The sequence below is a fragment of the Pseudomonas sp. NBRC 111138 genome (assembly GCF_001320835.1).
GTDB lineage: Bacteria > Pseudomonadota > Gammaproteobacteria > Pseudomonadales > Pseudomonadaceae > Aquipseudomonas > Aquipseudomonas paracarnis.
In genome coordinates, this window is sequence record NZ_BCBO01000140.1 from 14,769 (window position 1) to 29,654 (window position 14,886).

Below are 14,886 nucleotides of genomic sequence, written 5' to 3' on the forward strand. Positions count from 1 at the left end.
AAAACAATAAGGCAGGGTCTGTCATACTCAAGCGAAGGGCGCTGTCAGTTATTTCCTAATCCCGCCTGTAACGCCACTTTCACGCAAGTCAGGTGCCGTCCTGGCCGCCCATTCTAAAAAGAACCTTTTTTAAAATACCAAGTGCTCTTGCACATAGGCCTTGAACGCCTGGTCACGTGCCGGCTGATGCGTGGGCGGGCGCTCGGGAAGCACTGTACCGGGAGGCTGCTGCATTAATCGGTAAACTCCGATCAGCTTCCTGGAGCCCTGCTCCATCGCGTAGATCAACCCTGGCGCGGGGGCGCGCGCAGAGCGTTTGCTGACGATTCTTATGGGTACCTGATCGGTGATCGGTAATTCCCCAAAAGCCGCCTGCGCGGCTTCAATTATCGCGCGGTTCTGCTTGAACAAGTTGGGGTCTGTCTTGAGCTGAGACAGCAGGGCAACACTGGTCATCGTGGACTCCGCGTTGAGATTGCCGGCGCGGGAGCCATACATGTTGACGCCCGTCTTGCCCACAAGGACTGGTGCATCTTCACCTGGCAGGACCAACACTGCAGGGTCGGTATGCCCGTTGGCCAGGTTGAGCAAACCTGCCGCATTTTCTTCATCTGTTCTCAACCGCGTGAGGTAGGCGAGATCAAGCGTACCTCGGCTCACAGGGCCTGGCAGGTGGTCCAATTCATGAATCAACGCGTTGCTCATAGCGCCTTCGTGGGAGCCGAAATGCTGGTAATAGCGCTTGGCACCATCGATGTTGACCTCCATGAATTTCCCCGTCTTATCGACCTTGAAATCTTCCGGGATGACCTGCGCCACCCATCGTTGGTCCCGGGAGCGCATGAACTTTATGTTTCTGGTGGTCAGCGCTTGAGCGTTGGTCTTGAGCCGTGTAAGGCGAGAGGTCATCAGTTTTCGTGCGTGATCAGGTCTAATGCCCTGGAAGCTCTTGAGCACAAAGTCCACGTCTTCAGTCAGCGCAGGGTCTGCTAGCGCTTTAAGTGCATCGTCCACCTTGGACACCATCAGCGGCTGCGAACGCTCGATGAGTTCCTTGACCTCCGCGCGTGTGGCTCTCGGCCCTGGCTTGACCTTGCCTTCGTTCGGTTGCGTCTCCACCGGGCGCTCTTCCTGCGGCTTTTCTGTGCTTTTTAGCGAGTCGCGGCGCATTTGCCGAACGCGCCCGACCCGTTGTTCTTCGAGTTGCGCTTTCCAAGCGGCGCGCACCACGCTCTGGGACTTCTCTCCAAGCCGATACAGGCGGCTTCCTACCCACTTGGCGGCTTTGAGCAGAGGTTCAGAGAGGCCGGCGAATGGATTGAGCAAACCGTTGGTGACTGTCCCCACCGCCCGGGTAGCCGCCGCCAGCCTGGAAAAGCCGGTTTGCGCCTTATCGAACGCTGCAGCCCCCTCCGCTGCACCTCCTGCGACGACAGTAATGGCTACCGCAACGTCGGTGGCGCACCCTGTCAACGCTCTCAGATCTTTTTTGACGTGCCCGGAGACAATGTCGTCGTAGCAAGCCTTGAAGGGAATCAATGTATTTACAAGTGTTTTACTGACCCGTTTGACCCGATCCTGGAAACGCTCCGAGGCCGTTTGCCCCATTGCGGTAGTGAGGAGTTGTTCGGGATCCAGCACCAGATTGCGTTGGGCTACGTAGTCAGCAATCGCATTGGCCCGCTCCGAAAAAAAACCAAGCGGTGCCAGCGTTTGTGAAGATGTCGCCGCCGGCAGTGTTTCGCGCAATGCCCTGATCTGCACCTCGGATGCCCCCGCCCGTGGACCGTCCACGTGGGACTTCATACGGGTCACCCACAACCGCGGGACGATTGCCTCGCCTTTGTCCAACATCGCCTTGAAGTCGTGCCGTTCGACATAGGTCCCGCTCATGGGAAAAAACTCATAACACTTGGCATCTTTGCCCTGCCCGACGCCGATCAGGAAGCCATAGCGCCCCCTCACCGCCTGGAGTTGCTCATCGGCATCTGTTATGGAAGTACCTGCGCCATTAATGGACTCGGCCTCGACTCGATAAAAGGTCAGTTCCTGAGTGGCCAGTGCCTGCCGGTCCGCGTAGGGCATTTTGCTGAGAATGTCTTTCAGGCCCGTGGAGACGGCCTTTTGAAAACGCTCGGTATCACCCTTGACAGCCTCGGCAAGGGACTGCCCGGAATGTTTCAACCTCGTGAAGTGCACCCGCAGGGAAGCCAGCCTGGGGTCATATTCATCTTTGAACAACGTGGCGCCAGTCATATCCACAAGCCTGGTCGAGGCAAATTCACCGTACTTGAGATTGCCGCTCATGTGCAGGTCAACCAGGCTTTCCTTAAAGCCGAGACTGCGCTGCAACCAGGGTAACCCGGGCACCATATTAGACAGCAACTGGGGAAACCGGTACGCCACGGTATGCATCGGTTCGTTCAGATCGTGCCCGGGAAGCACGCGTTCGAGGTCAGCCTGTGCTCGCGCTCGCCGGTCTTTTATCGGGGTGCTCAATGTTACAAGGGCCTGATGAGAGCTCTCGATATAGTCGTTGTATTTTGTCGCCGCGACTTGCAGGTCTTGGGTGGTGTACTGATCGTCCGCTCGCCGAGCAATTACCCCGTGCATCGTTGCCCAATCAAGCAGCGGTTCTGTTTCGATGGCATGAAACAACACCACTTGCTCCGGCGTCTGGGCCTGGAGGATGGCGCGCTCCAGCACCTGGTCATAGGTGAGGGTGCGGCTGGAGCCCTCTGCTGACTCCTCCAGCAACGCGACAGTTTTCCTGAGTACCACCCAGGCAGGAGAGCCGATGCGCAACGTATCCGGCGTGTCTGGCAGCACAAACTCTGGAGCGACACTGGCCAGCATGATATGCACAGTGGCATCCACCGCCTCGGGCCGCACGCGCCCATTGCGCACCAGATGCGCCTTCAAGTCGCCCTTGACTTCTGCCAGGGTACGCCCGGCGTTAGCCGGTGAGTACAGGTCATAACCTGCGATATGGTTTCTACGCTGCCCCAGCTCGGGGTCAATGCTCAACATCAGGGCAGTCAGCAGCAATTGGTTGCGCTGGTCGTTTGAAAACCCGGCAGGATCACGCCCAATCGCAGCCAGCAATGTGTTCTGCCGATAGCGATTGAGCGGTGCATGGCTACTCAGATGCCGAGTGATCTGATCATCCATGTTTTGCGTGGTCACGTTCATGCTGGTGAGGATGCCGTCGCCGACATAGGTTCTTAACGCCTCGACCAAGCGTTGGCGTTCGTCAAGGCTCAGGCTTGGGTGACCTGGCTCCGGTGCCTGCGCAGATGCCCAGGTGTAGTTGCCCAAGGCAGGACTCGATGGTAGCCCAAGACGCTGCCAATTGATCAGGTTACGCACCTGCGCGGCCGTTCGCGGCAGGTTTTCACCACTCAGCCCTGGAAAACTTTGTTGCAGAAACGCCAGCGCGGTGGTGTCTTTGTCGACGGCGCCAGGACGGGGTGCCAGGTTAAACCGCAGGTTCGCCAGGTCGACGAAGGCATAGTCAGCCTTATCGAGCACACTGCGCTCCAACACGGTCAACCAGGCTTGCCGGTCAATCGCGTCCGCCTCGCCTTGAGTGAATCTGTGTTGCGCGGGATCCGACCCGGCAACCCACGATGACGAGACCTCAGGGGGGGTAACAAAAGGTGGGGGACCGAAACGCGCTGAAGAGAGAAGAGGTATTGCTGCAGGAACTTTTGATAACACGTCCATGACCCAGCGTTCAATAAGGGTTTCCAGACTGAGAGAAGGTCTGCGCTGGCTCCATAGGAAAAAGACGAGGCGCAAGCCAGACCTTTCGCTACGCTAATTGCCGCCGATTCAACTCGCGTCGCGCAGAATCAGGCTGCGCAAGTGCCCCGGATTGGACCCGGACCACTTGCGGAACGCCTTGTAGAACGAACTGGTATCGGCAAACCCCAACCGCGACGCAATCTCGGCAAAACTGATCTGCGGTTCAGCCAGCCACACAATCGCCAGCTCCTTGCGTACACCGTCTTTGAGCCCCTGATAAGTCTGCCCCTCCTCTGCCAGGCGGCGGCGCAGGGTGGAAGCGGAAATGCACAAGCTGGCCGCAAGGCCCTCGGTTTCAGGCCAGGTATGGGGCGGCATCTGGCGCAGGTCGTGCTTGATGCGGGTGGCGAGGCTTTCGGGATCGCGGTATTTGACCAGGATGTTGGCCGGCGCACGGGCAAGGAAGCGCTTGAGTTCTTCCGGACTGCGCTTGATCGGCAGGTCGAGACAATCGGCTGAAAAAATCATGCGTGTGCGTGGTCGGTCAAAGCGCAGGTTGTCAGAAAACATCACCCGGTAATCGTCACAGAAGTCCGGCCGCGCGCAACGCAGTTCAATGGCGAGGATCGGGATGCGCCGCCCCGCCAGCCAGCAGGCGACGCCGTGGACGATCATCCAATAGGTGAAATAGGTAAAAGCGCGTTTTGGCTCATCAGGTTCGAGCAGGACAATCTCCGCCAGACTCTGCTGGCGAACCAGTTGGGCCGGAAGATGCTCAAGCATCAACGAGAGAAACCCCAAGCCGGTTTCCAGGCCGGCCGCCAGGCTGGGTTGCGCCATGGAGGCGCGACACAGGAACGCCAGGCTACCGGACTTGAGTGTGCGTGGGTCCATGCCAAAAAACTCATCGTCCCTGCGCCGCGCCAGCAAGCGCCACAGACGTGCATAGGCCGTGGCCGCCACGCGAGCGTCGGGCTGCTCAAGCAACGCCGGGTCAATCCCGACTTTGCTCAATGCCTCAACGGTGGCCGCTCCCGGCGCGCAACTGTGCAACAGCGCTTCGCGCACAAGGTGGATGGAGATAGTGTCTTTTTCCGACATGGGGCGTTGAACTGTCCGGCTGCAGTCTGGGTGGTCTGCATCATAAAGGCGGTTGCGCTTCGCCACCACCGTTCAGCCCACGTTCAGCAAAGGTCAATATTTCTTGTTTAGCAATGAGTATCATTATGTTACAACTTAGCTCCCTAACTAGTTGTGCCCGGGTGCCCGATGCTCGTTCCTTTTTTAATCATGCTGCGCGAAGGCATTGAAGCGGCATTAATCGTTGGCATTATCGCCAGTTACCTGCAACAGACCGGGCGTGGCCAGTGGATGCCTGCAGTGTGGATCGGCGTGTTCCTGGCGGCAGCGCTGGCGCTGCTGGTGGGCGGCGGCCTGGAGTTGGTCAGTGCGGAATTCCCGCAAAAGCAGCAGGAATTGTTTGAAGGTGTCGTCGGTCTGGTGGCCGTGGGCATCCTCAGTTCCATGGTGTTCTGGATGCGCAAAGTGGCGCGCTCGATTAAACACTCGCTGCATGAATCCCTCGATCATGCGCTGGCCGGCTCCAGGCATCAGGTGTTCGCCTTGATCGCCATGGTGTTCTTCGCCGTGGCCCGCGAAGGGCTGGAGACGGTGTTCTTCCTGTTGGCCGTGTTCCAGCAAAGCGAAGGTCCGGGCGCTCCGGTGGGCGCCCTGCTTGGCCTGGCGCTGGCCATTGTTGTGGGTTTGCTGATTTATTCCGGCAGCATGCGCCTGAACCTCAGTGCGTTTTTCCGCTGGACCGGCCTGTTCATCCTGGTGGTCGCGGCCGGCATTCTCGCCAATTCGGTGCAAGCCCTGCATGAAGCCGGCGTGTGGAATCACTGGCAGACCGTGCTATTCGACTTCAGCGCTGCGTTGCCCATGGACAGCCCGCTCGGTTCGGTACTGGCCGGTATGTTCGGTTACCAGGAGGCGCCGACCGTGAGCACCCTGGGCGCCTATCTGATTTACCTGGTGGTGGCCCTGGTGATGTTCTTCCTGCCCGCGGCCCCTACCCAGCCCGTTGCCAATACCTCTTCAGTTTCCAGCCAGTAAGGACCGTCTCTTGTCCAACCCAACCCCTCAATCGGCCCCGCCGTCCCGCGCCCTGCGCTGGGGCGTGGCCGGCTCGGTGGTGGTGATGATCGCCGCCGGAGGCCTGTTCTACTACGCCTCGCAATTGGCCGCCGGCAAGCGCCAGACCAACCACAATGAAATCGCGGTGACCATCCACGGCCACGCCTGCGAACCCAACGCCCTGACGGTACCAGCAGGACATGCCAGCTTTCGCATCATCAACCGCTCCGACCGCGCGGTGGAGTGGGAAATCCTCGACGGCGTGCTGGTGGTCGAAGAGCGGGAAAACATCGCCCCAGGCCTGAGCCAAGTGATCAACGCCAACCTGCTGCCCGGCGACTACGCCATTACCTGTGGCCTGCTGAGCAACCCTCGCGGCACCTTGCATGTCACGCCCACGGCAGAGTCTGACGCCCAGGCCAAGGCCAAGCCGTCGATGGTGGCCTTTATCGGCCCGTTGTCGGAGTTTCGCGTGTACCTGAGCAGCCAAGGCGGTGCGCTGGTCAAGGCCGTAACGGTCCTGCAACAGGCCATCGCCGCCGGCGACCTGGCCCAGGCCCAGGCGCTGTATGTACCGGCGCGCGAGGCGTATCAGCGCCTGGCGCCGGCGTCTCAGCGTCTGGCCGAATTGGATAACGCGATCAATGCCCGCGCCGATTATTTTGAACAGCGCGAGCAGGACCCCGCCTTCAGCGGCTTCCACCGCCTCGAATACAGCCTGTTCCAGCAACACAGCCTTGATGGCCTCGCGCCGGTCGCCCAACGCCTGGTTACCGACGTCACCACGCTCAAGCAGCAATTACTGGCCCAGTCCCTGCCCCCGGAGCAACTGGTGAGCATCGTGGTCCGCAACCTCAACAGCCTGGCGGACGTGCGAGCGGCGAGCGGTGAAGAGGAACGCTACAGCCACATCGACTTGAACGGCTTTGCCGCCAATCAGCAGGTCGCGCGCAAGGTGGTCGACCTGATGCGCCCGTTGCTGGTCAAGTCCGCCGCCGACCTGTTGCCCGCTATCGACAGCGCGCTCAACGCCTTCGACAGCGAACTCGACGGGCTCAAGGTGAATGACCGCTACCCCAGCTACGACAAGGTTACAGCCGATCAGCGCAAGCAGATCGGCGACAAGGCCAAGGCACTGGCCGTTGCACTCGATGGAATCGACCCCGCCCTTGGCCTTTCCGGCCTGCAGTGAAGACGACCGCATACATGAGTGATACAGAACAGTTTGACCTCCAACGTCGCCGCGTCCTGTTGGGCATGGCGGCCACCGGCGCTGCGATTGCCGGCAGCAGCCTGACCTGCCCGGCGATGGCGGCAGCGGCTGAGCAAGTCACCACCGCACCGCGCAGTGACAAGACCCAGGACCACCAGGCGTTTTTCGGCAAGCACCAAAGCGGCATCGTCACCCCGCGCCCGGCCTGCGGCATGGTCGTGGCGTTCGATGTACTGGCCAGCGACCGCCAAGATCTGGAACGTCTGTTCCGCACCCTCAACGAGCGCATCGCATTCCTGATGACCGGCGGCACCGTGCCCCAGGTCGACCCGAAATTGCCGCCCACCGATTCCGGCATCCTTGGCCCTGTGGTCACACCGGATAACCTGACCATTACAGTATCGGTCGGTGAGTCGTTGTTCGACGAACGCTTCGGCCTTGCCGCCGCCAAGCCCAAGCGCCTGAGTCGCATGGTCGGCTTTCCCAACGATGCACTGGAACCGGCGCAGTGTCACGGCGACCTGAGCCTGCAGTTCAGCTCCAACACCCCAGACACCAATATCCACGCGCTGCGCGACATCGTCAAAACCCTGCCCGACCTGCTGCTGGTGCGCTGGAAGCAAGAAGGCAGCGTGCCGCCCCAGGCACCGGCCAAGCCCGGCGAACCGGCACAGAGTGCGCGCAACTTCCTGGGTTTTCGCGATGGCTCGGCCAACCCCAACTCCAACGATGACAAGGCCATGGACCAGATCGTCTGGGTACAGCCCACCAGCGACGAGCCGGCCTGGGCCGCCCATGGCAGTTACCAGGCCGTGCGCATCATCCGTAACTTTGTCGAGCGCTGGGATCGCACTCCGCTGCAAGAACAGGAAAGCATCATCGGCCGTATCAAACCCACGGGCGCGCCCATGGACGGCCAGCACGAAACCCAGGTCCCGGACTACCGCAAGGACCCGCAAGGCAAGTTGACCAAGCTTGATGCCCACATCCGCCTGGCCAACCCGCGCACCCCGCAGACCCAGGCCAACCTGATCCTGCGGCGGCCGTTCAACTACTCCAACGGCGTCAACAAAAACGGTCAACTGGACATGGGCTTGTTGTTCATCTGCTACCAGGCTGACCTGGAGAAAGGCTTTATCAGCGTGCAAACCCGGCTCAACGGCGAACCGCTGGAGGAGTACCTCAAGCCAGTGGGTGGCGGGTATTTCTTTACCTTGCCGGGCGTCACCGGGCCCAAGGATTTCATCGGACGCACGCTGCTCGCCGCAACGCACCCTCACCCCCCTGCCAAGACCTAAAACACCCCACAGCGGAATGCCTCCCATGAAGAAGTCGTCTATCGCGTTGTTGTTACTCAGCCTTTCGCCACTGGCAAGCTTCGCCGCTACTGCGCCGTTGGACCTGGTGGGCCCGGTGTCGGATTACAAAATCTACGTCACCGAAGAAATCGCTGAGCTGGTCACCCAGACCCAGGCGTTTACTGACGCCATCAATAAAGGCGACCTGGCCACCGCCAAGAAGCTCTACGCGCCGACTCGCGTGCACTATGAGTCCATCGAGCCGATCGCCGAGCTGTTCAGCGACCTCGACGCGTCCATCGACTCACGCGTCGACGATCACGAGAAAGGCGTCAAGGCCGAAGACTTCACCGGTTTCCACCGCATCGAGTACAGCCTGTTCTCCGAGAACACCACCCAGGGCCTCGCCGCCCTGGCCGATAAACTCAACAAGGACGTGTTGGACCTGAAAACCCGGGTTGACGGCCTGACCTTCCCGCCGGAAAAAGTCGTCGGCGGCGCCGCAGCGCTGCTTGAGGAAGTCGCCGCCACCAAGATTTCCGGTGAGGAAGACCGTTACAGCCATACCGACCTGTACGACTTCCAAGGCAACATCGACGGTGCAAAGAAAATCGTCGACCTGTTCCGTGGCCAGATCGACCACCAAGACAAGGCATTTTTGGCCAAGGTCGATAAAAACTTCGCCGCCGTGGACAAGATCCTGGCCAAATACAAGACCTCGGATGGCGGCTTCGAGACCTACGACAAAGTCAAGGAAAACGACCGTAAGGCTTTAGTGGGCCCGGTCAATACACTGGCAGAAGATTTGTCCACTTTGCGTGGGAAGTTGGGACTCAACTGATCGAAAGCGCCCCCCGTACGTCACGGCGAGGGCGCTGCCTGAAGTGTTTCAGGTCGTCATGCGGGCAGTGCTTCAAACCCATCCAGCGGCGTGCCGGTCGGCAACCCGGTCTTTGGATGGGTCGCGTACCAACGTCCATCGGTCTGTACCGCGTACACCGGTATCGAATGATTGTGTCCGTTATGAGCAACAGGCTGAACCGCCTGCTCCTGGACATTGTGCGGCGCCTGCAACTGGTTTGATACACCCAGGCAAGTGCGCAGTTTTTCTTCCACCACGCCAAGCTTTAAAAGCACTGAGGGGTTCGATGCCCTGCCTAACGCTTTAGGCAGCGCGACGAGCCCTTTCCCTCCAGCGGCCATCAAATCTGCCGCGCCATCCAGTGGGTTCAAGAAGCCACTGACCACCTCAACCCCCTTTTCCAGTACGCGAAACGCCTTGACGCCGAAGGGAGCCACAGCTTTTGTGGACTTGACGAGCGGTTTCAAGGTTCCAAATGCCCCACCTGCGAATGCCCCGGCGGTGTCGATGATCAGCCCGCGCATCCCTTCAACGATGTTGCCTTTGGTCAGGTCAATGACGGCCCCGACAAACGGGATCATGCTCAACAAAATACTGTCGTTGCGGCGCAACATTTCGCGCTTTTGTTCCAGCGGCAACATGCCGTGCGCGACCTTCAGCACGCTGGCACGATGATGGATAAAATTGCCCTGCATGATCCGATCGACAATTGACCGGGTGCGGGGCGACGAAAAACTGTTAGGCACCTGGTTGGATGCCTCGCCCTGTACAGAGACCGGCGTAGCGTGCAGGGTCTCGCCCAGCTTATCAATAATGACACCTGGCGAGGTCACACCGGGCCTGGGCAAGGCATTGGAGCTGTAAGCGGCAAAATCAAATGGTTCCACCGCGCCCAGCCGCACGGGGAGCTCTGACACCGCCCAAGGCCCATATGTCTTCGGCACCGTTTGAAAGGTCCCTCCGAGGGCCAAATCACGCGGCAGGTCTTCGCGCTTGACGATCAACAGCTTGTCCGGGAACACCTCGAAGTAGCTGATTACCCCGTTGTAATTACAGCGTATCAGCGTGCCCTTTCGCCCTCTGCGCTCCTCCACCTGCTCCGGTGTTACATCTATCTCAGGCACGCTATCGGTTGCCTCGCGCAAGGCAAACAGGTCCACCTCCCCCCACTCCAAGGCTTGGCGATCAGCCAACGGCAGTTGGGCGATCATGCGTCTTGTGGCGATGCTCAAACCCTGCTTGAGTTTGTCCAGGTAGGCATCGACTTCACCGGGCAACTGGGCCTGCACATCCGGTAAATGGGCGATCCTGGCGTTCAACGCTTGCACGTTGGCATCAACGGCTGCCTGGTCGGATGCGCTCAGCCGCGGTATGACAAATGGAGAGGTGCGCCGGGCTGGTTGTGGCGGCTGCTCCCCGGGCGCCAGCAGCATCCACCGGTCCCTTGTAAGGTCGCCGGTCATGTACGTCTCGATCAGCGTACGCGTTCTCGGCTCGGACAGCTTCATGTTGCGGCGTTCATCCGGGTCTGCGATGTATACCCGCATGGCTTTCAACTGTTCCGCGCTCAGGCCTGGAAATACTGTCTGCAAGTTCCTGATCGCCGAGTCTTCTCGTATAGGCAGCGGCAGGTTGAACTGCTCCAACGCATAAACGAGTTGCTCGCACTCCTCATTGAAAGCCGTGATGGCCTGCAGATGGTGCTGCTGTGTGTAGCGGCCATCCACTGGCTTTTCATAAAGCCCGCGCATCAAGCCCCAATCGAGTAACACGTCGATCCCATAATTATCCAATACCGCCGCTTCGCCCGGCGTACTGGTGCTCAGCCGGCTGAGTCCCATAATTTCGGTGTAGCTCATGCGCCGCGAGCAACCAGGCCCACCTTGCCGCTCGGCAAACGTGACCCCCAGGCGAAAGTCGGCCCATTCCACCGAGCCTATCCGCATCGTGGAAGGGATATCCCGGACCAGAAACTCGGGCGCGCTACTGGCCAACAACAGATGCGCGGCCAGCGGTACCGTCTTTGGATCGAGCAAGGTGTTCTGAGCCAGTTGGGTCTCGATTTCAGCGCGTACCGATGCCATCGTCCGTCCACTGTTGGCGGGCTGATAGATGTCATAACCGGCAACGTTTCCAGGGCGCCGAGGCATCTCGGGGTCGATCTGCAGCAGAACCGCCGTGAGTTCCCACTGCTTGGCTTCGAGGGTTGATAAGTCATAAGTACCGGACGTGCCCTGAAAATACAGACTGCGAGCAGCGGCCTTGCCCCATTCCAGAGCTAACGGTTGGTCAAGTATCCGCTCCAGTATCTTGTCGGCGTTGGCACGCACCTCCTGCGGGGTGTGCTCATCGAGTACGCCTTGAAAATCCAAGGCGCGCAATAGACTCGGTTCGCTGCGACCGATGGCATCGTCGCTCAAGAGTTGCGCTATCAAGCGTTTGTCATTTTCAGACAACATGCCCGGTACCCATGGTCGTGCAAGCAATTGCGCGTAATTACCCAGCGCGGGGGCAGGCGCCACCGCAGCTTGCAACCAGCGAATGACATTGCGCACTTCCTTCGCGGTCTTGGGTACGAGGAAGCCGTGAGAAATCAGTACATCACGCACGGCGGCCTTGTCGGCACCGTCTGTGGCAAGCACCGACGTGGCGCCGATCGGCGTCTGCGCATCGGCCAGCGACACCTCTTCGTCGTCGGGTCGATTGCGAACCAGATCAGCCAGGCAACCTGCCAGGTATTGACGCTCGTCCAGCCGGTCGATGGTTTTTCTTGCCGCAAGGCTGCTGCCCTGCAGCCGGCCTTTTGTCTCGGTTGACCAACCGGACCATTCCTCCGCCAACAGATGTCCACGCACCAACGCCAACTCATCGGCATTCGTTGGCGGGGTGATGTCATGCCACTGCAAGACAGCATTGCGAGAAAACCGGTCGGACTGTTCCGGCACATAAGCCACCCCATTACCCGCACTATCCAGCGCCGTGGCAGCGGCGCGCAATCGGGCCCCGACCTGCCACCAGCCAGAATCGTCGTTCAGAGTGAACGTCTTTCGCGTTCCCACGCGACCGCTTAAGACCAGCCCTGTGATCGAATCCGGTTTCACCACCACGGTATCCAGGGCCATGCCTTTGCTCATAATCCACGCCTTGACTTCATCAGTATTGAACGCACTGCGCAAAGCGGCAAAGCCTGCGTAGAAAGTGCTGTCGGTGGGGATCTGGACGAGGGAATCCCACGCGTGGCGCGTGGCTGATGTCGCCAGCTCGTTACGCAGGCGGTGATCACCCTCGCTCGACGCCAAGGGCACAGGTTGCAGCGTCCATCGTCGGGGACTATCTACAGCAGGATTTGAGGCTGCTTCGCGCTTGCTGCGAACAACGGGGTCGGGGAAGGCGTTTGCCGCCGGGCTCACAGAATGTAGCGGCGGCGTAAACGCAAGGGTGTCGCGACTAGGGCTGATACTCGACATGTCTGTTTCCTCTGAACCAATCAAGGGCAGAGTTCTCGTCCCTAAGAACCGTCGAGAAACAACGTAGCAACCAACACAAGCTATGCGAGTAGGTAAACTCCTAAGGCGGTGAAAACAGTCCTACAGAATACGGTACAGCAACCGCTCGATGCGCACTCGACTGACCCGGCGCAGGAACTTGCCCACCGCGGGTGGATAATCCACCAGCGTTTGCAACTGTTGGTAGCCCTCGATACGGGTTACGTGCTGGAAGATCTGGGCCAACTCGGTACGCCGCGGCGCTAGCCACTGCCCTTGTGGATCGTCGATCAGCAAGCCGTTTTCCAAATCGAGGCGAAACGCCCGAGGGTTGAGGTTGTTGCCGGTGAGCAAGGTGTAGCGCTCATCCACCCACATGCCCTTTAGATGGTAGGTGTTATCGCCGTCGCGCCATAAGTGCAGGTTCAACTGGCCGCTGTTGATCATCGGCTGATGCCGCTTGGCAAAGCGTCGCAGGCTGATCTCGTACAGGTACGGCAACGCCGCAATCACCTTGAAAGGATCGGTGGGCGGAATGTAGAAATCGTTGGCGGTCTTGTCGCCCACCACGATGTCGATCTTCACACCGCGTGCCAGAGCGCGGTTGATCTCACGGGTCACCGGCAATGGGAGGTTGAAATACGGCGTGCAAATAGTCAGCTGCTGCTGGGCGCTGGCGATCAATTCGAGGATCACCCGGCTCAACGGGTTGTTCTTGCCGACGCCCAGCAATGGGCTGACCGACAGATGACCGTTGGGAAACTGGCCGGCCGTGGTGTCGTAGGCCGCATGCTTGAGACGGCTGCGCAGGTCGCCGATGTCGTTGCGCAGGCTGCGAGTGGTGGGCGGGTTCGGCAGGTCCAGGCGATGCACGGCCTTGGACGCCACCAGGCCGTGTTCCACCAGATGCTGCATCGAATCGGCCAAAGGTTGGCTATGGATCAGATGGTAACGGTCGAAGCGGTATTTATCGAACTTGTGCAGGTACACATTGTTCAGGCTGGCGCCGCTGTACAGCACGCTGTCATCGATCACGAAACCCTTGAGGTGCAACACGCCGAACAGCTCGCGGGTTTGCACCGGCACGCCGTACACCGGTACTTCGGTGGCGTGGCGCTGAGTCATCGCCTGGTACCAGGCGCTGTTGCCCGGTTGCTTGCCCGCGCCGATCAACCCGCGCTGGGCGCGCAGCCAATCAACCATCACCACGATGTCCAGTTCGGGCCGTGCGGCCTTGGCGGCATGCAGCGCGTCGTAGATTTCCTGCCCCGCCTCATCCTGCTGCAAGTACAAGGCAACGATGTATATACGCCGCGTGGCCTGGGCGATTTTCTCCAACAAGCAGCGACGGTAGGCGTCGGCGCTGGGCAGCACTTCAATGGCCTCGTTGGACAACGGGAAACCGCGCAGCTTGGGCAACAGGGAGCGTTTGAAGAACGACGGCATAGGGCTCGCAATGGGTCGAATCCGAAGAGGCCCAAAGCTTACACCATGAGGCTGCTCAGGTCTCGCAGTGGGCAATTCAAAAAACCTGTTGACCATGAAGAACGATCGTTCTACTGTGCGAAACATGAACGATATCACTCAGAATGAAACCCGCGACATCATCCTCGACGTCACCGAAAAATTGATCTATCGCCACGGCATTGCTGCCACCGGCATGGACTTACTGGTGAAAACCGCCGGGGTGTCGAGAAAGAGTATCTACCGCTACTTCGCCAACAAGGATGAGTTGGTGATTGCTGCCCTTCAACGCCGCGACGAGCGCTGGATGCAGTGGCTGCGCAGCGAAGTGGAACACAGCGACGACAGCGGCCAGCGCCTGCTGGAGCTGTTCAGCGCGCTCAAGCGCTGGTTCGGCTCGGCGGACTTTCGCGGCTGCGCCTTTATTAACACTAGCGGTGAAACCGGCGACGCCCAGGACCCGGTGCGCCTGTTGGCCAAGGCCCATAAACGCAAACTGTTCGAGTACGCACTCGAACTGTGCCAAGCACATGGCACTCCCGACCCGGAGCAGCAGGCCGCGCAACTGCTGATCCTGATCGATGGTGCCATTACCGTCGCCCTGGTCATGGGTGATTCAACAGCTGCCGATAATGCGCAATGCATGGCGCGGACCTTACTGCAACTTTGAACTCACAGCCC

The 14,886-nt window shown here is 59.7% G+C and carries 9 protein-coding genes; 5 read left to right on the forward strand and 4 right to left on the reverse strand.

Translation table 11 applies throughout. The features are described from left to right. Positions 1-129: 129 nt before the first annotated feature. Complete coding sequence (locus APH41_RS24015; RefSeq protein WP_054921915.1) at positions 130-3,531, reverse strand: hypothetical protein; 3,402 nt, start codon at positions 3,529-3,531, stop codon at positions 130-132. Positions 3,532-3,834: 303 nt separating this feature from the next. Next, the gene (locus tag APH41_RS24020; RefSeq protein WP_054921917.1) at positions 3,835-4,848 is read right to left on the reverse strand and encodes an AraC family transcriptional regulator; all 1,014 of its coding nucleotides are present in this window, start codon (positions 4,846-4,848) and stop codon (positions 3,835-3,837) included. A 168-nt stretch (positions 4,849-5,016) separates the two neighbouring features. Here APH41_RS24020 and efeU point away from each other — a divergent pair, with 168 nt between their 5' ends. The 4 genes from efeU to efeO (APH41_RS24040) are packed head-to-tail and all read left to right on the forward strand — an operon-like array spanning position 5,017 to position 9,235. Beyond that, complete coding sequence (gene efeU / locus APH41_RS24025) at positions 5,017-5,862, forward strand: iron uptake transporter permease EfeU (protein ID WP_034127362.1); 846 nt, start codon at positions 5,017-5,019, stop codon at positions 5,860-5,862. A 10-nt stretch (positions 5,863-5,872) separates the two neighbouring features. Next, complete coding sequence (gene efeO / locus APH41_RS24030; RefSeq protein ID WP_054895924.1) at positions 5,873-7,075, forward strand: iron uptake system protein EfeO; 1,203 nt, start codon at positions 5,873-5,875, stop codon at positions 7,073-7,075. A 14-nt stretch (positions 7,076-7,089) separates the two neighbouring features. Then, entirely contained in the window at positions 7,090-8,394 is a 1,305-nt protein-coding gene (gene efeB / locus APH41_RS24035; RefSeq protein ID WP_054921953.1) for an iron uptake transporter deferrochelatase/peroxidase subunit, read from the forward strand. A 25-nt stretch (positions 8,395-8,419) separates the two neighbouring features. Beyond that, on the forward strand, positions 8,420-9,235 hold the full coding sequence (gene efeO, locus APH41_RS24040; protein ID WP_034127360.1) for an iron uptake system protein EfeO: 816 nt from the start codon (positions 8,420-8,422) through the stop codon (positions 9,233-9,235). Between the two features lie 56 nt (positions 9,236-9,291). Here the strand turns inward: efeO (APH41_RS24040) and APH41_RS24045 are convergent, their stop codons facing one another. Continuing rightward, on the reverse strand, positions 9,292-12,723 hold the full coding sequence (locus APH41_RS24045) for a hypothetical protein (RefSeq protein WP_156359086.1): 3,432 nt from the start codon (positions 12,721-12,723) through the stop codon (positions 9,292-9,294). 120 nt (positions 12,724-12,843) lie between these two features. Next, on the reverse strand, positions 12,844-14,187 hold the full coding sequence (gene pssA / locus APH41_RS24050; RefSeq protein ID WP_054895926.1) for a CDP-diacylglycerol--serine O-phosphatidyltransferase: 1,344 nt from the start codon (positions 14,185-14,187) through the stop codon (positions 12,844-12,846). A 124-nt stretch (positions 14,188-14,311) separates the two neighbouring features. Between pssA and APH41_RS24055 the strand changes: the two genes are divergently transcribed. Continuing rightward, entirely contained in the window at positions 14,312-14,875 is a 564-nt protein-coding gene (locus APH41_RS24055; protein WP_054921956.1) for a TetR/AcrR family transcriptional regulator, read from the forward strand. Positions 14,876-14,886 lie beyond the last annotated feature (11 nt).